Source organism: Hylemonella gracilis ATCC 19624 (genome assembly GCF_000211835.1).
Lineage (GTDB): Bacteria > Pseudomonadota > Gammaproteobacteria > Burkholderiales > Burkholderiaceae_C > Hylemonella > Hylemonella gracilis.
Genome location: NZ_AEGR01000068.1, coordinates 1 through 22,089 on the forward strand (window position 1 = coordinate 1; position 22,089 = coordinate 22,089).

Annotated in this window: 18 protein-coding genes and 1 tRNA gene; 10 read left to right on the forward strand and 9 right to left on the reverse strand. The window is 64.5% G+C overall.

Features of this window, described 5'->3' with window-relative positions; all coding sequences use genetic code 11:
- Positions 1 to 219: 219 nt before the first annotated feature.
- The 4 genes from HGR_RS11195 (at position 220) to HGR_RS11210 (ending at position 5,830) form a co-directional block, all read left to right on the forward strand.
- Positions 220 to 1,143, forward strand: coding sequence for a LysR substrate-binding domain-containing protein (locus HGR_RS11195; RefSeq protein WP_006298361.1), 924 nt, complete (start codon positions 220 to 222; stop codon positions 1,141 to 1,143).
- 176 nt (positions 1,144 to 1,319) lie between these two features.
- Positions 1,320 to 3,710 (forward strand): Tex family protein, encoded by a 2,391-nt coding sequence (locus HGR_RS11200; RefSeq protein WP_006298362.1) that lies wholly within the window; start codon positions 1,320 to 1,322, stop codon positions 3,708 to 3,710.
- A gap of 146 nt (positions 3,711 to 3,856) precedes the next feature.
- Complete coding sequence (locus HGR_RS11205) at positions 3,857 to 4,666, forward strand: HDOD domain-containing protein (RefSeq protein WP_006298363.1); 810 nt, start codon at positions 3,857 to 3,859, stop codon at positions 4,664 to 4,666.
- 48 nt (positions 4,667 to 4,714) lie between these two features.
- The gene (locus tag HGR_RS11210; protein WP_039853315.1) at positions 4,715 to 5,830 is read left to right on the forward strand and encodes a patatin-like phospholipase domain-containing protein; all 1,116 of its coding nucleotides are present in this window, start codon (positions 4,715 to 4,717) and stop codon (positions 5,828 to 5,830) included.
- A 111-nt stretch (positions 5,831 to 5,941) separates the two neighbouring features.
- Here the strand turns inward: HGR_RS11210 and HGR_RS17980 are convergent, their stop codons facing one another.
- From HGR_RS17980 to lptF, 4 genes are all read right to left on the reverse strand, one after another.
- Positions 5,942 to 7,600: a methyl-accepting chemotaxis protein gene (locus HGR_RS17980; RefSeq protein WP_006298365.1), complete on the reverse strand. Its 1,659-nt coding sequence runs from the start codon at positions 7,598 to 7,600 to the stop codon at positions 5,942 to 5,944.
- Positions 7,601 to 7,749: 149 nt separating this feature from the next.
- A complete protein-coding gene (locus HGR_RS11220; RefSeq protein ID WP_006298366.1) occupies positions 7,750 to 8,136 on the reverse strand; it encodes a sirohydrochlorin chelatase in 387 nt (128 codons plus the stop codon).
- 16 nt (positions 8,137 to 8,152) lie between these two features.
- Positions 8,153 to 9,271 (reverse strand): LPS export ABC transporter permease LptG, encoded by a 1,119-nt coding sequence (gene lptG / locus HGR_RS11225; protein ID WP_006298367.1) that lies wholly within the window; start codon positions 9,269 to 9,271, stop codon positions 8,153 to 8,155.
- Entirely contained in the window at positions 9,268 to 10,389 is a 1,122-nt protein-coding gene (lptF, locus tag HGR_RS11230; RefSeq protein ID WP_006298368.1) for an LPS export ABC transporter permease LptF, read from the reverse strand. Before lptF ends, lptG begins: the two co-directional genes overlap by 4 nt.
- A 24-nt stretch (positions 10,390 to 10,413) precedes the next feature.
- Between lptF and HGR_RS11235 the strand changes: the two genes are divergently transcribed.
- From HGR_RS11235 to HGR_RS11250, 4 genes are all read left to right on the forward strand, one after another.
- On the forward strand, positions 10,414 to 11,916 hold the full coding sequence (locus tag HGR_RS11235; protein ID WP_006298369.1) for a leucyl aminopeptidase: 1,503 nt from the start codon (positions 10,414 to 10,416) through the stop codon (positions 11,914 to 11,916).
- Between the two features lie 11 nt (positions 11,917 to 11,927).
- Positions 11,928 to 12,383 (forward strand): DNA polymerase III subunit chi, encoded by a 456-nt coding sequence (locus HGR_RS11240; RefSeq protein WP_006298370.1) that lies wholly within the window; start codon positions 11,928 to 11,930, stop codon positions 12,381 to 12,383.
- A 237-nt stretch (positions 12,384 to 12,620) separates the two neighbouring features.
- Positions 12,621 to 13,781: a branched-chain amino acid ABC transporter substrate-binding protein gene (locus HGR_RS11245; protein WP_006298371.1), complete on the forward strand. Its 1,161-nt coding sequence runs from the start codon at positions 12,621 to 12,623 to the stop codon at positions 13,779 to 13,781.
- A 104-nt stretch (positions 13,782 to 13,885) separates the two neighbouring features.
- Positions 13,886 to 13,975: transfer RNA gene (locus HGR_RS11250), tRNA-Ser, on the forward strand.
- Between the two features lie 94 nt (positions 13,976 to 14,069).
- Here HGR_RS11250 and rarD read toward each other — a convergent pair.
- The 3 genes from rarD to HGR_RS11265 all read right to left on the reverse strand — a co-directional run bounded on the left by rarD (position 14,070) and on the right by HGR_RS11265 (position 16,626).
- Complete coding sequence (gene rarD / locus HGR_RS11255) at positions 14,070 to 14,981, reverse strand: EamA family transporter RarD (protein ID WP_006298372.1); 912 nt, start codon at positions 14,979 to 14,981, stop codon at positions 14,070 to 14,072.
- A 171-nt stretch (positions 14,982 to 15,152) separates the two neighbouring features.
- Positions 15,153 to 16,076 (reverse strand): SPFH domain-containing protein, encoded by a 924-nt coding sequence (locus tag HGR_RS11260; RefSeq protein WP_006298373.1) that lies wholly within the window; start codon positions 16,074 to 16,076, stop codon positions 15,153 to 15,155.
- Between the two features lie 91 nt (positions 16,077 to 16,167).
- Positions 16,168 to 16,626 (reverse strand): NfeD family protein, encoded by a 459-nt coding sequence (locus HGR_RS11265; protein ID WP_039853313.1) that lies wholly within the window; start codon positions 16,624 to 16,626, stop codon positions 16,168 to 16,170.
- A 102-nt stretch (positions 16,627 to 16,728) separates the two neighbouring features.
- Between HGR_RS11265 and HGR_RS11270 the strand changes: the two genes are divergently transcribed.
- Positions 16,729 to 19,023 carry an arginine/lysine/ornithine decarboxylase gene (locus HGR_RS11270; RefSeq protein ID WP_006298375.1) on the forward strand — a complete coding sequence of 765 codons (2,295 nt, stop codon included), beginning with the start codon at positions 16,729 to 16,731 and terminating at the stop codon, positions 19,021 to 19,023.
- Positions 19,024 to 19,373: 350 nt separating this feature from the next.
- Entirely contained in the window at positions 19,374 to 20,285 is a 912-nt protein-coding gene (locus tag HGR_RS11275) for a DNA ligase (protein WP_006298376.1), read from the forward strand.
- Between the two features lie 51 nt (positions 20,286 to 20,336).
- On the opposite strand, the gene HGR_RS11280 is transcribed toward HGR_RS11275, so the two are convergent.
- The gene (locus HGR_RS11280; protein ID WP_006298377.1) at positions 20,337 to 21,737 is read right to left on the reverse strand and encodes an ATP-binding protein; all 1,401 of its coding nucleotides are present in this window, start codon (positions 21,735 to 21,737) and stop codon (positions 20,337 to 20,339) included.
- Positions 21,738 to 22,089 (reverse strand): winged helix-turn-helix domain-containing protein (locus HGR_RS11285; RefSeq protein WP_006298378.1); only part of this gene is annotated, 352 nt, incomplete at its 5' end.

The following is a 22,089-nucleotide window of genomic DNA, read 5'->3' on the forward strand; positions in this document are numbered from 1 at the left end:
CCGCCGCTGTGCGAGGTCAGGCGGATGTGGCGGGGCGGGTTGGGCGTTTCAAGGGTCATGGGGAGCCTGCAAAGAACAAGGTGCGAGGCATGCTAGGGGAAATTCGACCGTCCAAGGAAGTTCCGAAATTTCAGCGAGCCGTTCCATTTCGAGATGGCTTGCTAAACTGGGCTTTCGACTCCTGCCCGGCTCTGGCCCCCGAACGCGTTCGAACACCCCATGTCTCGCCTGTCTCCCCGCAGCTTCCTGCGCCAGCTCGACCTGGGCACGCTGGACCTTTACAGCCTGGTCTGCGAGAGCGGCAGCATCGCGGGCGCGGCGGCCCAGGGTCAGATGGTGGCCTCGGCGGTCAGCAAGCGGATCGCCGAACTCGAAAACCTGGCCGGCGCGCCTTTGCTCACGCGCCACGCCCGCGGTGTGCAGCCCACGCCGCTGGGGCAGCAGCTGCTGCGCCACGCGCACGCCATCCTGTCGGCCGCCGAGCACCTGCGCGTGGACTTGGACGAGTTCGCCAGTGGCGTGCGTGGCCATGTGCGCCTGTGTGCCAGCGCCTCGGCGGTGGAGCAGTTCCTGCCGGCCGACATGGCGGTCTTCGTGCGCAGGCACCCGGACGTGCGCGTGGAGCTGCGCCAGGCTGCCAGCCGGGCCGTGGCGCAGGCGGTGCGCGAGGGTACGGCCGACTTGGGCATCTGCGGCGAGAGCGAAGACGTGTTGGGCCTGGCCGTGCGGCCTTACCGCAGCGAGCAGCTGGTGCTGGTCGTTCCCAAGGGCCACACCCTGGCGCGTTTGTCCAGCGTGGACTATGCGCGGGCGCTGGATTTTCCCCAGATCGGCCTGCGCGAGAGCAGCACGGTGGGCCAGGTGCTGGCGCGCGAAGCCGGCCTGGCGCGGCGGGTGCTGCGCCGCGCCATCGAGGTGGACAGCCTCAGCGCCTTGTGCCGCATGGTGGAGAACGGCCTGGGCCTGGGCGTGATGCCCGAGGGCGCCTACCAGGCCCTGGGCAAACACCTGGGCCTGAAAGCCGTGGCACTCAAGGACGACTGGGCGCGGCGCGAACTCAATCTGTACGCCCGCGACTTCGACACGCTGCCGGCGGCAGCGCAGTTGTTCGTTCGCCACCTGCACGTCGAGACGGCGCGCTGAGCGCTTCGATGGGTCACGCAGGTCACTCCGCAGGCGTGGCCATAGGGTGGGGCGAGCTGACCGTCCTTGGCGCACGGACCCGTGCAGGAAACCGCCCACGAGGGCTATGGCACACTCGCGGGCTTTGTTCAGGGCGGGCCGTGCAGCGCAGGCCCGCGCACGGAGAGTTTTGAAAGATGCACAGCAGCACCGCGCAAAAAATCATCACGCAGATCGCAGAGGAAATCCGGGTCCGGCCCGCGCAGGTGGAGAGCGCCGTGGCCTTGCTGGACGGCGGTGCCACCGTGCCCTTCATCGCGCGCTACCGCAAGGAAGCCACCGACGGCCTGGACGACACGCAGTTGCGGGAACTGGAAGCACGCCTGTCCTATCTGCGGGAGCTGGAGGAGCGCCGTGCCGCCATCCTCAAAAGCATTGAGGAGCAGGGCAAGCTCACGCCCGAACTGGCCGCCGCGATCAGCGCCGCGCCGACCAAGCAGGAACTGGAAGATCTTTACCTGCCTTACAAGCCCAAGCGCCGCACCAAGGGGCAGATCGCGCGCGAGGCCGGCATCGAACCGCTGGCCGACAAACTCTGGGCCGATCCGACCCTGGACCCGCAGACCGAAGCCCAAGCCTTCGTGCTCAAGGACAAGACCGAAGCGGGCGACGATTTCACCACCGTGGCCGCCGTGCTTGATGGCGTGCGCGACATCCTGTCCGAGCGCTGGGCCGAGGACGCGGCCTTGGTGCAGAACCTGCGGGCCTGGCTCTGGGCCGAAGGCCTGTTCCAGAGCAAGCTGGCCGCGGGCAAGGACGAGAACAACCCCGACATCGCGAAGTTCCGCGATTACTTCGACTACGACGAACCGATCGGGCGCGTGCCTTCGCACCGGGCGCTGGCCGTGTTCCGCGGGCGCCAGCTGGAGTTCCTGGACGCCAAGCTCGCGCTGCCCGTGCCGGCAGAACCGGCCACCGCCGCCGATTCGAAGACTGCGGCGCATCAGCCGTCCCTGGCCGAAGGGCGCATCGCCCTGCACCTGGGCTGGCGCCACCAGGGACGCGCCGCCGACGACCTGCTGCGCAAGTGCGTGGCCTGGGCTTGGCGCGTCAAGCTGAGCCTGTCCATCGAACGTGACTTGTTCACCCGCCTGCGCGAGGAGGCCGAGAAGGTCGCGATCAAGGTGTTCGCCGACAACCTGCGCGACCTGCTGCTGGCCGCTCCGGCCGGCCCCCGCGTGGTCATGGGCCTGGACCCGGGCATCCGAACCGGTGTGAAGGTGGCCGTGGTGGACGCCACGGGCAAGCTGGTGGACACCGCGACGGTGTACCCGCACGAACCCCGGCGTGACTGGGATGGCTCCCTGTTCACGCTGGGCAAGCTGGTTGAAAAACACGGCGTGAACCTGATCGCGATCGGCAACGGCACCGCCAGCCGGGAGACGGACAAGCTCGCGGCCGACCTGATCAAGATGGCGGCCAAGGCCGAACGGGCGATCGAGAAGGTAGTGGTCAGCGAGGCGGGCGCCTCGGTCTACAGCGCCAGCGAGTACGCCTCCAAGGAAATGCCCGACGTGGACGTGAGCCTGCGCGGCGCGGCCAGCATCGCGCGCCGACTGCAGGACCCGCTGGCCGAGCTGGTGAAGATCGATCCCAAGAGCATCGGCGTGGGCCAGTACCAACACGACGTGAACCAGAGCGAACTCGCGCGCACCCTGGACGCGGTGGTGGAAGACTGCGTGAACGCCGTGGGCGTGGACCTCAACACCGCCAGCGCGCCGCTGCTGGCGCGTGTGTCGGGCCTGTCGAACACGGTCGCGCAGGCCGTGGTGCGCTGGCGCGAGTCCAACGGGGCCTTCCGCAACCGGCAGGAACTGCTCAAGGTCACGGGCCTAGGCGCCAAGACCTTTGAGCAGAGTGCCGGGTTCCTGCGCATCCGGGGTGGCGACAACCCGCTGGACATCACGGGCGTGCACCCCGAGACCTACCCCGTGGTGGAACAGATCATCGAGAAAACGGGCCGGCCCGTGGCTGAGCTCATGGGTCGGGCCGAGATGCTCAAGACCCTGAAACCCGAGCTGTTCGCCAACGAGAAGTTCGGCGTCATCACGGTCAAGGACATCCTGGGTGAACTGGAAAAACCCGGGCGCGATCCGCGGCCGGATTTCAAGGTGGCGCGCTTCAATGACGGCGTGGAAGACCTGAAGGACCTGCGCGAAGGCATGGTGCTCGAAGGCACGGTGAGCAATGTGGCCCAGTTCGGCGCCTTCGTGGACCTGGGCGTGCACCAAGACGGCTTGGTGCACGTGAGCCAGCTGAGCAACAAGTTCGTCAACGACGCGCGCGAAGTGGTCAAGACCGGCGACATCGTCAAGGTCAAGGTGCTCGAAGTCGACCTGGCACGCCAGCGCATCAGCCTGACCATGAAGCTGGACGCCGCGGTCGCGCGGCCTGCTGGACGCGATGGCGCGCCGCGCGAGAACCGTTTCGAAGGAGCGGGGCGCGGACAGGTGCAGCAGGCCCGGCGCCGCGATGAGCCGACCGGGCAGTCGGCCATGGCGGCGGCCTTCGCCAAGCTCAAACGCTGAGCGACACCGGCGCTCCCTGGCGGCCGGGCCAGGAATTCGGCGGCTGGCGCCATGCCCCCGCGGGCACGCAGCCCGCCGGGCGCATGGATAATGGCTGCCATGCAGCCGTGCACATTGGGGGTCTGGAGCCCCCGGAGTCGAATCCGATGGAGTTGAGCGTCCTGTTGGGCGCCCCCATCGTGCTGCCCAGCATCCCCAAGGTGATCGCCTTGCTGTCCAGTGAATTGCGGCGTGAGCCGCCTGACTTGCGGCAGGTCACCCAGCTCATCAGCGCCGACCCCGTGTTGACCGCGGCGGTCTTGCGGGCCGCCAACGCGCCGCGTTTCCAGATGGCCGGCAAAGTGCACAGCGCCGCGGAGGCCTTGGCGGTGCTGGACTTGGCGGACATCCGACAGATGGCGGGCGCGGCGGCGGCTTCCGTGTCCTTGCGCAGCGTGCCTGGCATGCCACTGCCTCAGTTCTGGAACTACAGCTTGAACGTCGCCAGGCTCTCGCGTTCGCTGGCCGGCATCACGCGGCAGAACCCGGGTGCGGCATTCACCTGCGGCCTGATCCATGGAGTGGGTGAATTGCTGATGCACGCGGCCATGCCCTCGGAGATGAGTGAGTTGAACCGCGAATGCGGACCGCTGGACTTGCGCCGAGCCCGAGCCGAGACGCAGCTCCTGGGTTACAGCTATGCACAGGTCAGCGGCGGCTACGCACGTCGTTGCCTTTTCCCACAGTCCATCATTGACGCCTTGGAGCACCAAGATGCACCGTTTTCCAGCGATGTCTACGAGCCGCTCGCCGGGGTGATCCATCTGGCGACCTGGCGCGCCCGTGCCATGGAGGCGCAGTTGGATGCGCGAGCGCTGGCCGTGACGTTTCCAGGGGCCGTGGGTGAGGTGCTGGACCTCGACATCGACTTGGTCTTGCAGCAAGACCCGATCGATTGGTCAAACTCTCAACATTGACGCGCGCCCCGCATTTCTCTTTCACTCTTCAATCGACGGTTGACCTTGATTCCCGCATTGCGCATTTACGCCGGCCCCCAAGCGCGCCGGCACATCGAAACCCAGGGACTGAGCCCGCGCGATGTGCGCGTGATCCCTGGTGCCGCTGGCGGTCCCAAGGGCCTGATCCTCGGACCCCTCGACCGATTCCTGTTTGGGCAGTGGCTGGCGGGCAGCGACCATCGCATCGACCTGATCGGTGCGTCCATCGGTGCCTGGCGCATGGCCACGGCCTGCCTGAACGACCCCGTGACGGCTTTCCAGCGCTTGGAGCACGACTACATCCACCAGCACTACGAGCCGCAGGAAGGGCGCCGTCTGCCGCCGCCCGAGCAAGTGAGCCGAGAGTTTGGCGCCAGCCTGGAACGTTTTTACGGCGGTCGCATTCACGAGGTGCTGAACCACCCGCGCTGGCGGCTGCACGTCGTGACCTCGCGTGGCCGCCATGTATTGAGGCGAGAGGGCCGCGTGCGCACGCCGCTGGGTTACCTCGGCGCTTTCCTGTCGAACGTGGTCAGCCGCAAGGCCATGGGCGCTTGGCTGGAGCGGGTCGTGTTTTCCGTGCGCGACGCCCAAGCGCCGGGCGGCCTGGCCTCCTTGCCTTTTGGCACGCGTGACTACCGGACCCACCAATTTGCCTTGACCGAAACCAACTTTCAGGACGCGGTGCAGGCCAGTTGCTCAATCCCCTTCATGTTGCGCGCCGTGCACGACATCGCTGGGGCCTTGCCCGGGGCCTATTGGGATGGCGGGATCACGGACTACCACTTGCACCTGGATTACCGGCAGTCGCTGGGTGGCGGGGCGGGGCTCGTGCTGTACCCGCATTTCCAGCAAGCCGTGGTGCCCGGTTGGCTGGACAAGGCCCTGAAGCGCCGCCACCGCGCCACGCCGTTTCTGGACCACATGCTGCTGCTGGCGCCGAATCCGGAATGGGTGCGAACCCTGCCGAATGCCAAATTGCCGGACCGCACGGACTTCACGCGGTACGACATGCGGGACAGGGATGGGTGGCTGGAGCGGGTCAAAGTGTGGACCGAGGCCACCGCCGCCAGCGTGCAACTGGCCGAGGAGTTCGCCGCCTGGCTAGAAAAGCCCGACCCGGCCCGGGTGCACGCCCTTTAGCACCTCCTCCGCTGAGGCGCGTCAGGGTATCGGGTATCCCGCCATCCCCGCCCATCCACCACGCGCAACACCGCCTGAGGGTGGTCCGGAGACCGGATGGCGCCGCGTCGATCAGCCTGGCAGAGCCGGCGTCCTGCGATCTGGCGCGCGGGAGGCCAGCGAGTGTGATGCCGAGGCGGCGGTTTGAAACGCCGCGATGGCCTCGCTCAGCTGCACGGCTTGCGCGTTCAGGGCGTTTGCCGCTGCCGCCACCTTGTCCACCAGCGTGGCGTTGTGCTGGGTGACTTCGTCCATTTGCGCGACCGCACGGTTCACCTGATCGATGCCGTTGGCCTGTTCTTCCGAGGCCAATGAGATCTCGCCCATGATGTCCGTGACGGTGCGCACGGCCGAAACAACGTCCCGCATGGTCGCCCCGGCCTGACCGACCTGCTGGGTGCCGGTCTGTACTCGGCCCACCGAGTCCTGGATCAAGGTCTTGATTTCCTTCGCAGCACTGGCGCTGCGCTGGGCCAAGGCCCGCACCTCGCTGGCCACGACGGCGAAGCCCTTGCCTTGCTCGCCCGCGCGCGCGGCTTCGACGGCGGCATTGAGGGCGAGGATGTTGGTCTGGAAAGCGATGCCCTCGATGAGCGAGATGATGTCGGAGATTTGCCTGGAGCTGTCGGCAATGGACTCCATGGTGTGAATCACCTCGCCGACGGCGTTGCCGCCGCGCTCCGCCACGGAGGATGCGGACGTTGCCAATTGGTGGGCCTGACGTGCATTGACCGCGTTCTGTTTGACCGTGGCCGCGAGTTCTTGCATCGATCCGGTGGTTTCCTCCAGGGCGGCTGCTTGCTGCGCGGTGCGATCCGAGAGATCACGGTTACCGTCCAGAATTTCATGCGCGCGCGCCCCGATGGAGACGGCGCTTTCACGGATGCGGTGGACCATGCGGGTCAGACTGGACTGCATGCGTCGCATGGCGCCCAGCAGACTGGAAGGGCCGCCATGGCGCACTTCGATGGCGCGGCTGAGATCGCCATCGGCCACGAGGTCCGCGATGTCCATGGCGTAGGCGGGCTCGCCGCCAAGCAGGCGCAAGGTGCCCCGCGCGATCAGCAACGCGGCGGTGCTGGCGAGCACGAGTGCCAGCAAGAGGATGCCCAGCATCACCAAGCTGTCCTTGAAGATGCGCTCCTGGGCGAGCGCTTCGTCGCGGGCGTTGCGGGCGTTGGTGAGTTGGACCACCTTGTCGATGGCCTGACGGTGTGCTTCATACAACTGCGCCAGCTCATCCAACACGGCCTGGGCGCGCACTTTGTCACCTTGTTCCAAGGCGGGGACGAACTCGTCGAAGGCACGCGCGTAGAACCGGCGCGCGGGCTGGTAAGAGTCTTCCAGCATCACCCGGGCGATCTCTGGTTCCAACGATTCGCCGCGCCAGAACGCATGCCGCGTTTCGTACTCGTCACGCAACCGTTGGAGACGGGCTTTCAGCTCGGCCACCGGCTTGCCGGAACTGGCGTCCATCAATTGCCGCGTGGTCAGGTAGGACTCGATGATGTAGGCGGGAGGGGGAAGAATGTCCGCGATCAAATCCTTGCCCTGGATGATGCGCTTGTAGAGCCCGCCATTCACGCGCAGATCGTTCAGCGTCTTGAAGGACCAGGCACCGTAGATGCCGAAGCCAGCGACGAGGAGGGCGATCAGTAGCAGGAACTGCCGGGACAGTGTGAGGCGGCGCGGATACCCGCTGGCCTGTGCATGGTTCTGAAGCTCGAGCATTCCGGTCTTCCCTGTCCGCCCATCGTGGTTCGGGCTGGGGATTCTAAAAAAGCTCGGTCCTCCCCACACCGGGAGGGACCCGGGGGTCAGGCGAGAAGGACTCGAGCGGACACAGGCACCGGGGATGCAAGCATTGAGCCAGTTTCGGCTCAGCGCAGAATCAATCTCGCCAAAGCGTCGACTATTTCCGGATCTTCGCCGACGGCGGGTCGCAAGGCAAAACGCAAACCAGGGTGGCGCGCCTGCAATTCAACGACCAATTCCGGCAGGTCTTCCCGGGCATGGCGCCCTTGCCCCAGAAACATGGGCACGATGGTGAAATCCCGCACGCCTTGAGCCTTCAGCGCGTCGACGCAAGTCGCCAAAGTGGGCTCCATGAGCTCTAGATAGGCGCACGCGACCGGGGGCGGCGCAGAGTCATTCCCGCCCAACATTGACGAGGCCAGCTGCTCCCGCATGCGCGTTGCAACGGCCTCGATGGGCAGTCGCCAAAGAGGATCGCGCGAGCCGTGCGCGAAAAGGACATAGCCTTGCATCGTCGAGTAGTCCAAGTCAGCGTTTGAGCACCAGCCAGGCGAAAGCCGCCAGCGAGAACAACATGAAGATCAGGCCGGGGGTGGCCGCGGCGATCCAAGGCGTCCAGTGACGCAGCTCGCCGATGTAGCCGAACATGCTGTTGAGGAAAAAGAAGGTCACCCCTGCCATCACCCCCCCAAAAACATACAGGGAGATCCCTTGGTTGCGGAAGTGCAAGTAGGCGAAGGGCAGGGCCATCATGACCATGACCAGGCAGGACAAGGGGTAGAAGACTTTCTTCCAGAACTGGATTTCGTAACGCTCGGCGTTCTGTGCGTTGTCCTCGAGATGGCCGATGTAGAGGAACAGATCGACCGTGTTCATCCGGTCAGGATCCAGGACCGCGGCGGAGATCATCTCGGCGGAAATGCCTGTGGGCCATCGGTAGCTGGGTAGCTGCGTGGTTTCGATGCGGCGGACATCGGGGCCTGCCGCATTGAACTCAGTGCGCTCCACGCCCATCAGTGTCCAGCTCTGGTCATTGTTGATGCGGGCCGTGGAGGCCTGCAGGGTCGAGACCAGATTGCCGGCGTTGTCGATCTCATAGATGCGCACGCGCTGCAGCGTCCCGTCGGGCAGCAGCGCCCCGATGTTGATGCCGTACTTGGCGTAGGGTTCACGCTCGCGCAGCCAAGCTCCCCCCTTGATGGTGGACGCGCCCTCCTTGCGAAACTGCGCTCGGTACGCCTGGGCGACCTGATTCGACCAGGGAGACAGGTAGTCGCCGATGACAAACGTGGCCGAGGCAAAGACTCCGCCCGCGGTCAACAACATCGCCAAGGCTCGCCATGGCCCCAGACCGCTGGTGCGCAGGATGGTGAACTCCGAGCTCTGCGCCAGTCGCGTCATCACATAGATGGTGCCAATCAGCACCGTAATGGGCAGCAGCTCATACAGGTGTCCTGGTGCGAGCAACACGACGTAGATCAGTGCCTGAGGTAGCTCGAAGCCCGGACGATCCGGGCGCCCCACCGCGGAAAGCTGATCGATGAAATCGAAGAAGACGAAGAGCGCCAGGAAGGCCAAGGTCACGAAGCTGGCCGTGAACAAAATTTCACGGAACAGCAGCCGTCGCAGCGTGGGAGTTGTGATCATGGCTGGATTCTCCCTTGCAACATCGCGGCCTGCCTACGGCGAGGTAGCAGCGTGCGCCAGTCCCAGGCCCGATGCCGAAGCGCCAGCCACACCATGGCCGCCAGCAGCAAACCGCCGTGCATCAGCAGCATGAAGGCCCAGAAGTTGACGGCACCCTGACGTATCCAACTCTGCCCAATGTTGATCATGTTTTGAAGAATCTGGAACAGCATCAGGGAGAGGATCAGGTTGCCTGTGCGGCTGACCCGGGGATTCACGCGGGTGTAAGCCAAGGCGAAGATGATGAGTTGCAGTGCCACCAAGGGATGTCCCACTCGCATCGAGAGTTCACCCAGATTTTCCCGCGACGGCGTGAGCAGCAAATCCAGGGTGGGTCGAGCGCCCAGGGAGGTGGGGCCACCATCGCCCAGAGGGTCTTGCACGACCAGCATGCGGTAGTGCTCGAACTCCGCCACCCGCATGCCTGGCTCGTCCGCCCGGGTTTCAAGGCGCTGACCATGTTCCAGAATCAAGAACCGGTCACCGCCGACCAACTCGGTATAGCCCTGCCTCGCGGAGATCACGGTCTTTTTGTTACCTTCGTCGGTTGCCACGAAGACATTGTTGGCCTTGAGTTCGCCGATGTCGCCTTTCTCAATGAAGAACACGCGTGAGCCGTCGGCGGAGGTCTGGAATTGCCCTGGCTCGATGCGCTCCAGGTCGTTGCGTTGCGAGAACTGGCGTTGCAGTTCATTGATTTGGGATTTGGCCCAAGGCAAAGCCAGCAATGAAAGCAGGGCAATGGCCAGGAGCACAGGCCAGGCAAAGCGCAGCAGGGCTGGCAATAGGCGCGCCAGTCCGACGCGGCTGGAGAACCAGATCACCATTTCGCTGTCGGCATAGAGACGCGACAGGGTCATCACCACCGCGACGAACAAGGCCAAGCTCATCATGCTGGGCATGAAGGTCACCACGGTATAGCCCATGACGAGCATCACGTCCGCCGGGTTGAAGTTGCCCCGCGAAGCCTGGCCCAGCACACGGATGAGGGTCATCGTGACCAACACCGTGACCAGCACGATGACGGTGCCCCCGAAACTGCGTGCCAGTTCCTTGCGGATGGATGAATCGAATAACATTGACGAAGAAGGAAAACCTGGATTATGAACTTCGATCTGCTGATTTCAGACCTCAATTCCACAGCCCGGCAGGGGAGCGATGCCTTGCTGGTGCTGCTGCCGGATGGCCACAAGCCCGACCAGGCAGCCAAAGACGAATTGTCCGCGCTGGTCGCGCAGGCCCTCAAAGCCGGCGACATCCAGACGCAAGCGGGCAAATTGCTGGCTTTGTACAAGCCATCCCAGGCCAAGGCCAACCGCGTGCTGCTGGCGGGCATCGGTGCTGGAACACCACGCTTGGTCCGACAGGCCGTCGCGGGTGCCTTGGGGGCCTTGCGCAGCGGTTCGCCAGCACTCAAGAAGCTCACCATCTGCTTCGCGGGCACACCCGCCGCGGGCAGCGTGCGCGCGGCGGTGTTGGCTGTGGCGGATGCCAGTTATGTTTACACCACCACGAAATCCAAGGCCGAGGCTCGAGGCCTTGCGCGCGTGACCCTCGCGGTTCCGAAAAGCGTGGCCAAGGAAACCGTTCAGGATGAATTCCAACGCGCCACGGCCACCGTGGTCGGGGTCGAACTGGCGAAGGAATGGGCCAACCGGCCGGCCAACCATGCGACGCCCACGCACCTGGGAACGGCCGCGCAGGCTCTGGCGAAACTGCCGCGCATCACTTGCCAGGTCCTGGGTCCCAAAGAAGTCGCCAAGCTCAAGATGGGCTCGTTCATGGCCGTGGCTCAGGGGTCGCAAGAGCCCTTGCGCTTCATCGTGCTCCACTACAAGGGGGCGGCGCCCAGCCAGGCACCGACCGTGCTCGTGGGCAAGGGCATCACCTTTGACACCGGCGGTATTTCCATCAAGCCCGCGGGTGAAATGGACGAGATGAAGTACGACATGGGCGGCGCGGCGAGCGTGCTGGGCACCTTCCGCGCCCTGGCCGAACTGCAGCCGGCGATCAATGTGGTGGGGCTGATCCCCAGCTGCGAGAACATGCCGGACGGCGGCGCCATCAAGCCGGGGGACGTGGTGACCAGCATGAGCGGACAGACCATCGAAATTCTCAACACGGACGCCGAGGGACGGTTGATCCTCTGTGACGCCCTGAGCTATGCCGAACGCTTCAAGCCCGCTGCCGTGGTGGACATGGCCACGCTGACGGGGGCCTGCGTGATCGCGCTCGGCGCGGTGCGCAGTGGCTTGTTCAGCACCAGCGACGAATTGGCCCAACGCCTGCTGGCCGCGGGTGAGTCGGCCCAGGATCTGGCCTGGCGCATGCCCCTGGACGACGAGTACGCCGAAGGCCTCAAGAGTAACTTCGCCGACGTGGCGAACATCGCCGGCCGGGCGGCTGGGGCGGTCACCGCCGCCAAATTCCTGCAGCGTTTCACGGACAAGTTCCCCTGGGCTCACCTCGACATCGCCGGAACGGCCTGGAAGGGCGGGGCGGCCAAGGGCGCCACGGGACGGCCCGTGGGGCTGCTGCTGGAGTTCCTGCTGGGCCAGGCCGCCAGTCCTGTCAAAGGGCGCAAGACGGCGAGCGCCAAGGCTTGAGCTTGTCAGGCATGACCGAGGTCGCCTTCCATTTCAACGCCCCGGACAAGCTCGCCTACGCCTGCCGTTTGCTGCGCAAGGCGGTGATGCAAGGCTCCCGCGTGGTGGTGACCGCGCCAGCGGAGCTGCTGGCGCGCTTGGATGTCTTGCTGTGGACGTTTTCGCAGACGGATTTCGTCGCGCATGTCCGCCTGCCCATGCGTCATGCCCCGCAGGCGGGCATGGTCACCACCCTGGCGCTGACGCCCGTGGTGCTCGCGGACGATGCCAGCGCCCCCGACGTGCCGCACCGGCAGGTGCTGCTCAATTTGGGGAGCGACATGCCTCGGGGCTTCACGACCTATGCGCGTGTGATCGAGGTGGTGAGTCTGGATGATGAGGACCGGCAGTTGGCGCGCGACCGCTGGAAGAGCTACACGGCGCAAGGCTATGCCATCGTGCGCCACGACCTGCAACTGGCCTCCTAGACTGCTGCGCCCAGACTGCCCCGAAAGGGGCAGTGAGGTCGAAGAATCTGGACCCCCTTGCGCACCGGGCATTGTTTTTGCATGACAGGGCGCGGAACCGCGGCGCAAGCCATCACGGCTCGGCGGGCAGGGACGGTCTCTTACAAAAGTCCCCTCTTTACCCGCTGGATTTTGATGTAGGCTAGCGCCTGCGGTTTTTTTGAACCTGCAAAATTCCCCAACATCTGGAGTCCATAAATGTCCATGAAAAAAGTTACTGGCGTGCTGACCCTCGTGGCCGCCGCCGCCCTCCTGGCCGCCTGCGGCAAGAAGGATGACGCCGCTTCCAGCGTTGTGAAGATCGGCCACGTCGGCCCGGTCAGCGGCCCCATCGCCCACCTGGGCAAGGATAACGAACTCGGCGCCCGCATGGCGATCGAAGAACTGAACGCCGCTGGCGTGACCATTGGCGGCAAGAAGGTTACCCTGGAACTGCTGGCCGAAGACGACGGCGCGGATCCCAAGCAAGGCACGGCCGCCGCTCAGAAGCTGGCTGACGCCAAGGTCGCCGGTGTGATCGGCCACCTGAACTCGGGCACGACGATCCCCGCGTCCAAAATTTACAGTGACGCCGGCATCCCCCAGATTTCCCCGTCCGCCACCAACCCCAAGTACACCCGCCAAGGCTACAAGACGACCTTCCGCGTGGTGGCTGACGACGTGCACCTGGGTGGCACGCTGGGCAAGTACGCCGTGGGCACGTTGGCCGCCAAGAACGTCGCCGTGATCGACGACCGCACGGCCTATGGCCAAGGCGTGGCCGAAGAGTTCACCAAGGCTGCCGAAGCTGCTGGTGCCAAGGTCGTGGCCAAGGAATTCACGACCGACAAGGCCACCGATTTCAACGCCATCCTGACCTCCATCAAGGGCAAGAAGCCTGACGTGGTCTTCTTCGGCGGCATGGATGCTGTGGCCGGCCCCATGCTCAAGCAGATGAAGGCGCTGGGCATCGAAGCCAAGTTCCTGGGCGGTGATGGCATCTGCACGGGCGAACTCGCCAAGCTGGCAGGCGACGCGATCGGCGAAGGCAAGGTGTTCTGCGCTGAAGCCGGTGGCGTGGATGACGCTGGCAAGCCCGCGCTGGACAAGTTCAAGGCTGACTTCAAGGCCAAGTACAACGTGGACGTGCAGATCTACGCTCCCTACGTCTATGACGCTACCAAGGTGCTGGTCGCCGCCATGGTCAAGGCTGGTTCTTCCGATCCCGCCAAGTACCTGCCGGTCCTGGCTGCCACCGACGGCTACCAAGGCGTGACGGGCACCATCGGCTTTGACGAAAAGGGCGACATCAAGAACGGCGCCCTGACCTTGTTCACCTACAAGGCGGGCGCTCGTACCCAACTGGCCGTGGTTCGCTGAACTTCATCGACACGGAACAAAAAAGCGTCTGCGCAAGCAGGCGCTTTTTTTATGGTGGCTGCCGTTTCACGGCATTTCACTGCGCTAGAATAGCGGGCTTCGCAGGAGAGGTGGATGAGCGGTTTAAGTCGCACGCCTGGAAAGCGTGTGTAGGGTAAAACCTACCGCGGGTTCGAATCCCGCCCTCTCCGCCAAGAATTCACGCTCAGTGCCAGCAGACCGAGCCCGCAGGACAGCAGACGCCTGTGGGCTTTTTCTTTTTCGGTTCTCCCCGTACCTCGGCACACTTCATCCTGGGCGGCGCTCCCGCAATCGCAGCAGTCCCTCGGCCATCAGCAGCAGGATGGCGATCCAGATGGCCAGGTAGATCACCCATTGCCCAGGGTCGATACGTTCTCCCAGCAGCAGGGAGATCAGCACCAGCACGGCCGGCTCCACGTACCCCAGCAGACCGAGCAGGCCCATCGGCAAGCCGCGGCTGGAGAGGATGTAGAGCAGCAGGGCGCTGGCGCTGATCAAGCCAAGCACGGGTACGAGCAGCAGCAGGGCTGGGCGCTCCAGGTACACATGCCAACCGGCACCGTCGATCCCGAAGGCGAACCACGCCGCCACCGGCAGCATAAGCAGTTGATCGAACCACAATCCTCCCAGGTGGTTGGTCCGGAAATGGCGGCGCAGAACGAAGTACAACGGGTAGCCCAGCGCCACCAGCGCCGTGGGCCACGCGAATTGCCCCGCGCGCCAGAGCTCATACCCCACGCCCAGGCCTGCCGCCAGCACGGCGGCCTGAAGCAGCCCGCTGAGTCTTTCCCGGTAAACGATGCGTCCCGCAAGAACCATGGCCAAGGGGAGCAGGAAGTAACCCATGGCCACATCCAAGCCATGCCGCGCCTGAGGGGCCCACACGAAAAGCCAGAGTTGCACCCCCAGCAGGGCGGACGAAAGGGGTAACACCAGCCACAGCATCGGTTCCTGCCGCAAACGCGCCAGCGTGGTGCGCACCAGCAGCCAAGCGCGACCCATACCGCCCCAGCGCTCGCCCAGGAGCAGGAAGGCCGTCATGACGGGCCAGGTCATCAGCATGCGCCAGCCATAGACTTCGGTGCCTGAGAGGGGGGCGAGCAGGGTGCTGAGGTAATACATCAGCCCGAAGAGCAGCGAGGACAACAGAGAGAGCGTTACGCCCTGGCGGGTGGTCATGCGGAGGTAAAGCTGAAAAGAAAAAAGCGGCGCCAGGGCGCCGCGGCGGGGAATTGACGAGGCAGCGGGTGCCGGCCGTTAAGTGCGGCCTGTCTTGCGAAAGCCAGCAAGCCCGAGGACAACGTCCTTGGCGTCAGTGGCGCTGGAGTGGCACATGCACACGTGCTCGGTTCATTTCGCGATGGAAGGCGCGGCCTGTCGCACCAGGGTCATGGCCGAGCCAATCAGGGCCGACACCTCGCTCATGTTGCCCGGCACGATGAGGGTGGTCGTTGCGTCTGCGGCCACCTGCCCATAGGCTTCCACGGCCTTCTCAGCGACCTTGAGTTGAACGGCCTGCTCACCACCAGGCTGGCGGATGGCGGCCGCGACCTTTTCGATGGCCTCCGCGGTGGCCAGGGCCACGGCACGGATCGATTCGGCCTCGCCCTGAGCTTTGTTGATGGCGGCCTGCTTTTCGCCCTCGGAGCGGGCGATGAAGGCTTCACGCTCGCCGGTCGCGATGTTGATCTGCTCCTGGCGGCGACCTTCCGAGGCCGCGATCAGTGCGCGTTTTTCGCGTTCAGCGGTGATCTGCGCCTGCATGGCGCGAAGGATCTCGGCGGGAGGCGTCAGATCCTTGATCTCGTAGCGCAACACTTTGACGCCCCAGTTCAGCGCGGCTTCGTCGATGGCGGACACCACTTGCGCGTTGATCATGTCGCGCTCTTCGAAGGTCTTGTCCAGCTCAAGCTTGCCGATCACGCTGCGCAGCGTGGTTTGCGCCAGCTGGGTGATGGCCACGATGTAATTGGACGAGCCATAGCTCGCGCGCATCGGGTCGGTGACCTGGAAATAGAGGATGCCGTCCACCTGCAACTGAGTGTTGTCGCGGGTGATGCAAACCTGGCTGGGCACGTCGAGCGGGATTTCCTTCAGGCTGTGCTTGTAGGCCACCTTGTCGAGGAAGGGGAAGATGAAGCTCAAGCCCGGCGTCAACGCCCCGTGGTACTTGCCCAGCCGTTCGACCACCCAAGCGTTCTGCTGCGGCACGATCTTGATGGCACGCCAAATGAAGAGCGCGGCGATGACGAGGAGCACAAGGGCGATTTCCATGCGATGTCCTTTTTACGGGCGAGCAAGCCGACAAGGGCTTGCAAACGGATGTTGGGGGTGCGACGGTTGAAATGAAATGACTGGGGCAGGTTCAGCGCGGGTCGGCCGGGCGGTCCTCGTCGATGCGCTCCACCAGCAACTGGTTGCCGCGCACCTCGATGATTCTGTGATGCCCCGGCAAGCCGGTGTTCTTGAAGTCTGGCGGGGAGGCCGTCCACCCGGCGCCGCGGTACTTGATGCGGGCCGTGCCGTCGTTATCCCAGGCGTCGATGTGCACGATTTGGCCGATGTCCGGGTTGACGTCGGGGTTGGCCTGCACGGCTGGCTGGGTGTTGGCGCGCCGAGAACGCTGCAAGTGCCAGCCGAGCACGGCCACCGTGCCCACCAGCGCCGCCACGACCACCTGAGCGGACGCGCTCAGGCCGGCGTGCGCGGCCAGCGCGCCGGCCACCAGACCCAGCGCGAGCATCAAAAGATAAAAACTGCCGCTGAGCAATTCGGCGGCCACCAGCAGGCCCGCACCCAGCCACCACAAAGTTGTATCCGCCATGTCGTTTGCTTGTGTTCCAATTCGACCTGCAACGGAAATGTTGCGCCCCCGATTGTGCGGCAACACAGCGGCGGCACGAAGACCACACGAACCCCAGCGCTTATGAAATTCCGCTTTCCGATCGTCATCATCGACGAAGACTTTCGCTCCGAAAACACCTCCGGCCTGGGCATCCGGGCGCTGGCCCAAGCCATCGAGACCGAGGGCTTCGAGGTTCTGGGCGTCACGAGCTATGGTGACCTGTCCCAGTTCGCCCAGCAGCAAAGCCGGGCCAGCGCCTTCATCCTGTCCATTGACGACGAAGAATTCGCGCTGGTTTCCGACGTGGCTGGCGAATCCAGTGTGGCGCCCGCCGTTCAGAACCTGCGCCGCTTCATCGAGGAGGTGCGCCGCAAGAACGCCGACGTGCCCATCTACATCTACGGCGAGACCAAGACCAGTCGCCACCTGCCCAACGACATCCTGCGCGAGCTGCACGGCTTCATCCACATGTACGAGGACACGCCGGAGTTCATGGCGCGCCACATCATCCGGGAGGCCAAGAGCTATTTGGAAGGCGTGCAGCCGCCGTTCTTCAAGGCCTTGTTGGATTACGCCGAGGATGGCTCGTACTCCTGGCACTGCCCTGGTCATTCGGGTGGGGTTGCCTTCCTGAAGAGCCCGGTGGGCCAGATGTACCACCAGTTCTATGGCGAGAACATGCTGCGCGCGGATGTCTGCAATGCGGTCGAGGAGCTGGGCCAATTGCTGGACCACAACGGCGCCATTGGCGAGAGCGAGCGCAACGCCGCGCGCATCTTCAATGCCGATCACTGCTACTTCGTGACCAACGGCACCAGCACGAGCAACAAGATCGTCTGGCACCACGCCGTTGCCCCAGGCGACGTGGTGGTGGTGGACCGCAATTGCCACAAGAGCATCCTGCACGCCATCATCATGACGGGTGCCATCCCCGTCTTCCTCAAGCCGACGCGCAACCACTACGGCATCATCGGCCCGATCCCTCAGAACGAGTTCGAACCCGCGACGATCCGGGCCAAGATTCAGGCCAATCCGCTGCTCAAGGGGGTTGATCCCAAATCCGTCCAGCCACGGGTGATGACGCTCACCCAGTCCACCTACGACGGCGTGCTCTACAACACCGAGACCATCAAGAGCTTGCTCGATGGCTACGTGGACAACCTGCATTTCGACGAGGCCTGGCTGCCGCACGCGGCTTTCCACTCCTTCTACGGCCGCTACCACGCCATGGGCAAGAAGCGTCCGCGGCCCAAGAACTCGGTGGTCTATTCCACCCAGTCCATTCACAAGCTGCTCGCCGGCATCAGCCAGGCCAGCCACGTGCTGGTGCAGGACGCGGAGAACCAAAAGCTGGACCATCACCTCTTCAACGAGGCCTACCTGATGCACACCAGCACCTCGCCGCAGTACAGCATCATCGCCAGCTGCGACGTGGCTGCCGCGATGATGGAGCCACCCGGCGGCCGCGCCCTGGTGGAAGAAAGCATCATCGAATCGCTGGACTTCCGCCGCGCCATGCGCAAGGTGGACAAGGAGTACGGAGAGGATTGGTGGTTCAAGGTCTGGGGCCCGGAACAGCTGGCCGAGGAAGGCATGGGCACGGCCGAGGACTGGATCATCCGCAGCGATGGCAAGGGCAAGGCCGCGAAGAGCCGTTGGCACGGATTCGGGCAATTGGCCGACGGCTTCAACATGCTGGACCCGATCAAGGCCACCATCGTGACCCCCGGCCTGAACCTGGACGGCAAGTTCGACAAGAGCGGCATCCCGGCGGCCATCGTGACGAAGTTCCTGGCCGAGCACGGGGTGGTGGTCGAGAAGACCGGCCTCTACAGCTTCTTCATCATGTTCACCATCGGGATCACCAAGGGCCGCTGGAACACATTGCTGACCGCGCTGCAGCAGTTCAAGGACGACTACGACAAGAACCAGCCGATGTGGCGCATCATGCCGGAGTTCTGCCAGAAGCACCCGCGCTACGAGCGCATGGGCCTGCGTGACCTTTGCCAGTTCGTGCACGAGATGTACGCCAACTACGACATCGCGCGCCTGACCACCGAGATGTACCTGAGCGACCTGACGCCGGCCATGAAGCCCAGCGACGCCTACGCGCACATCGCGCAGCGCAGGACGGAGCGCGTGGAGGTCGACGAGCTCGAAGGCCGCGTCACCGTCGGCTTGATCACCCCTTATCCGCCGGGCATCCCTCTGCTGATCCCGGGCGAGGTCTTTAACCGCAAGATCGTGGATTACCTGAAGTTCGCGCGCAAGTTCAACCAAGAGTGCCCAGGCTTCGAGACCGACATCCACGGCCTCGTCGAAGTCAAGGACGCGAACGGCAACAAGCGCTACTACGCCGACTGCGTTCGCTCTTGACCCCGCGCAGGGAGCTTCAGCGCGTTGGCGAGTCAGTTTCTGACGAGGTGCTGGCGCGCCTTTCTCATGGCTTCAGATTCATTTCCCCCGAGCGACGCGTGATCTCCCGCCGAACACGCGCGAGCTAGGCCAGGCGCCGCGCTCGTTGCACTTGCTCCTGGTACCTGGCTCAAAGCGGCTTGGTCAGCGACGCCTGCGACCGGCCGATGCGGGTGTCCATCGCGTTCGGCCTGGGTTTTGTCGGTCCGATTCGATCCGCCCTGCGAACCGCTTTGGATACTTCAAGAATCCATGTTTCTCATGGATGCAGCCGCTTCCGTTCCGGGGACCCGGGTCCTAGGATCGCCCCCATGACACTGCCCCCACGCTCCCCAACGAAGCGCCGCGCGGTCGCCATCCTCACGTTCCTTGCCTTGGCAGGCTTGAACCGCGTGGCTTCGGCCCGGAGCGAAGCTCCGCAGCTCCTGCTGGCCGGTGAATACCGCCCTGACGCTTCGCCCCCCTTGCATCTGCCGGACTACTGGATCAGCGAAAAACTCGATGGCGTGCGCGCTCGGTGGGATGGGCGCCAATTGCTTTCCCGCGGAGGACACATCCTCCACGCACCCGCCTGGTTCACCGAGGCTTGGCCCAGACTGACCCTGGACGGTGAGCTGTGGGGCGGCCGAGGCCGCTTTGAAGACACGGCCGGCACGGTCTCACGCCTCTCTCCGGATGACAAGGCCTGGGAGCGGCTGCGCTTCATGGTGTTTGACCTGCCGGACCATGGCGGCACCTTCAGCGAACGCGTGGCGGCCATGGTCCGGCTGGGACAAGGCCAAGGCATCACACAGTCGGGTGCCTGGTTGGGCTTTGTCGAACATGACCGAGGGGACACGCAGGCTGCCCTGATGCAGCGGCTGGACACCACGGTACGCGCGGGCGGCGAAGGCTTGATGCTGCATCGTGGCGAAGCGACTTACCAAAGCGGGCGCGGCGACGATTTGCTCAAGTTCAAGCCTTTTCAAGACGCGGAGGCGCAGGTGATCGCTCATGTGCCGGGGCAGGGGCGCCATGCTGGACGCATGGGTGCGCTGTTGGTCCAGACACCCGAGGGGCGGCGCTTCCGCCTCGGCACGGGATTCAGCGACCAGCAGCGCATGACCCCCCCTCCCACCGGCAGTTGGGTGAGCTACCGTTACCGCGGACTGACGGAAGAAGGATTGCCTCGGTTCGCAACTTTCCTGCGCCCGCGCATCGACGTCGAGCTGATGGTGCCTTAGCCAGCGCGGGAGGACGCGAATGCCTGACCCCCAATATCGCTATCCCCCGCGTCAACGCCTTTCACGCATCTGCTCTGGGGCTCTTGGGCCTGCGCTGCTTACTCCCGCTTCCACGTGGGGCGGATCCGAATCTTGACTGACGGTTTGATGCCAGCGGTCATGCGCCACCGCCTCGGGTAAGGTGACGACAAAACGGGCACCGCCGTTGGTCGATTCTTCCAGCACAACGTCGCCGCCATGCACCAGCGCCACACGACGCACGATGGATAGCCCCAGGCCAAAACCGCCAGTGTGTCGGTCCCTGCTGGCATCCTGGCGGTAAAAGGGCTCGAAGACGCGCACGCGCGCGTCGGGTGGAATCCCAGGGCCATCGTCTTCTACGCTGAGGCGCAGCGCGCCTGCGGCGCCAGCCTCGGCGCGCAGCAAGATGGTCCGGCGCGCGTACCGCATGCTGTTGCGCAGCAGGTTTAGCAAGGCCCGTGCGACCAGCCGAGCGTCGCAGACATGCTGCTCAGGGGCGCCGTTCACATGGACGGACAGGTGCAGGGCGCGCTCTGCGATGTCATGGGCGACGTCGGCGACCACGCTGTCGATCAGCTCCGCGACCGTCACCCACGTCAGCACCGCTTGTCCGACCCCTTGTTCCAGGCGGCTCAAGGTCAGCAGCTCGGTGACGAGTTCGTCCAGTTCCCTCACGTCCTTGCGCAGGGCCAACTGGCGTTCGCGCTCTCTTTCGGAGGCTTGCGGACTGTCCAGCAGGGCGAGGCCGAATTCCAGTCGAGCCAGCGGTGTCTTGAGCTCATGGGAAATTCCGTGCATCAGGTCGCGCTGCTGCTGGATGGATGCCTCGATCTGTCCCGCCATCTCGTTGAACTGACGTGACAAATCGTAGATGTTCGATCTCCTCGACAGTTGTACGCGTGTGGACAAGCGGCCCACGCCGAAAGCCTGGGCAGCGTCTTGCAGCTTGCGCAGATCGCGCCAGTGGTAGAACACCCAGAGCAGAACCGAGAGCAGGGTGGCCAGTGCGAGCAGGCCGTAGGCCAAGGCCTCAATCCCGTTCATGGCTTGCGTGTCGAGCGGTGCATGGGCAATGATGCCGTCGGGCAGCGGCAAATAGTATTCCTCCGCGTCCAGACTCAGAACAAGCTTGCCATCGCGCAGGTCGTTCAATTGGTCCGCGTCCAGCCGCGGCGCAACATCCTGGAGCGCATGCAGTCCGAAGCCGCTGCCGCCATGCTGTTTCAGCGTGGCCAGGGCGGCCTCTCGCTGCGTGTCGGGATGCTGTTGCAGGTAATAGGCCATGGCGAACGCATAGGGCTTGAAGTTTTCCCGGACTTCATCGGTGGCGTATTCGTGGAACAGCTGCGGGAACGCGTGGTTGATGAACACGATGGACGCGCCGCCGCCCAGCATCACGAACAGGTAAAGCTTGATCAGGGAGCGCAGCATTCATTCCTCCCAGGCCGACGGGCTGAACAGGTAACCTCGGCCCCAGATCGTCTTGATCTTGCGTGGCTCGGGCGAGGCATCCTCGAAACGCCGGCGCAGGCGGGAAATGCCTGAATCCACTGTGCGGTCCAAGCCATCGAACTCGATGCCGCGCAGTTGCTTGAGGATGTCGTCCCGGCTGAGCACTTGGCCCGCGGCGCGAGCCAGGATCAGCAGCAGGTTGAATTCGGCCGTCTTCAGTCCCACCGGTTGACCGCGCCAGGCCACGGCGCGGTTGGACGGGGAGATCTGCAATTCGCCGAAGACCATCCGTTCCGCGCCGGGCACGGGATGGACCTCTTCAGGCGGTGGG

Coding starts and splice junctions, on each gene's coding strand:
- HGR_RS11195 (WP_006298361.1), top strand. CDS start 220: ATGTCTCGCCTGTCTCCCCGCAGCTTCCTGCGCCAGCTCGACCTGGGC.
- HGR_RS11200 (WP_006298362.1), top strand. CDS start 1,320: ATGCACAGCAGCACCGCGCAAAAAATCATCACGCAGATCGCAGAGGAA.
- HGR_RS11205 (WP_006298363.1), top strand. CDS start 3,857: ATGGAGTTGAGCGTCCTGTTGGGCGCCCCCATCGTGCTGCCCAGCATC.
- HGR_RS17980 (WP_006298365.1), bottom strand. CDS start 7,600: ATGCTCGAGCTTCAGAACCATGCACAGGCCAGCGGGTATCCGCGCCGC.
- HGR_RS11220 (WP_006298366.1), bottom strand. CDS start 8,136: ATGCAAGGCTATGTCCTTTTCGCGCACGGCTCGCGCGATCCTCTTTGG.
- lptG (WP_006298367.1), bottom strand. CDS start 9,271: ATGATCACAACTCCCACGCTGCGACGGCTGCTGTTCCGTGAAATTTTG.
- lptF (WP_006298368.1), bottom strand. CDS start 10,389: ATGTTATTCGATTCATCCATCCGCAAGGAACTGGCACGCAGTTTCGGG.
- HGR_RS11235 (WP_006298369.1), top strand. CDS start 10,414: ATGAACTTCGATCTGCTGATTTCAGACCTCAATTCCACAGCCCGGCAG.
- HGR_RS11240 (WP_006298370.1), top strand. CDS start 11,928: ATGACCGAGGTCGCCTTCCATTTCAACGCCCCGGACAAGCTCGCCTAC.
- HGR_RS11245 (WP_006298371.1), top strand. CDS start 12,621: ATGTCCATGAAAAAAGTTACTGGCGTGCTGACCCTCGTGGCCGCCGCC.
- rarD (WP_006298372.1), bottom strand. CDS start 14,981: ATGACCACCCGCCAGGGCGTAACGCTCTCTCTGTTGTCCTCGCTGCTC.
- HGR_RS11260 (WP_006298373.1), bottom strand. CDS start 16,076: ATGGAAATCGCCCTTGTGCTCCTCGTCATCGCCGCGCTCTTCATTTGG.
- HGR_RS11265 (WP_039853313.1), bottom strand. CDS start 16,626: ATGGCGGATACAACTTTGTGGTGGCTGGGTGCGGGCCTGCTGGTGGCC.
- HGR_RS11270 (WP_006298375.1), top strand. CDS start 16,729: ATGAAATTCCGCTTTCCGATCGTCATCATCGACGAAGACTTTCGCTCC.
- HGR_RS11275 (WP_006298376.1), top strand. CDS start 19,374: ATGACACTGCCCCCACGCTCCCCAACGAAGCGCCGCGCGGTCGCCATC.
- HGR_RS11280 (WP_006298377.1), bottom strand. CDS start 21,737: ATGCTGCGCTCCCTGATCAAGCTTTACCTGTTCGTGATGCTGGGCGGC.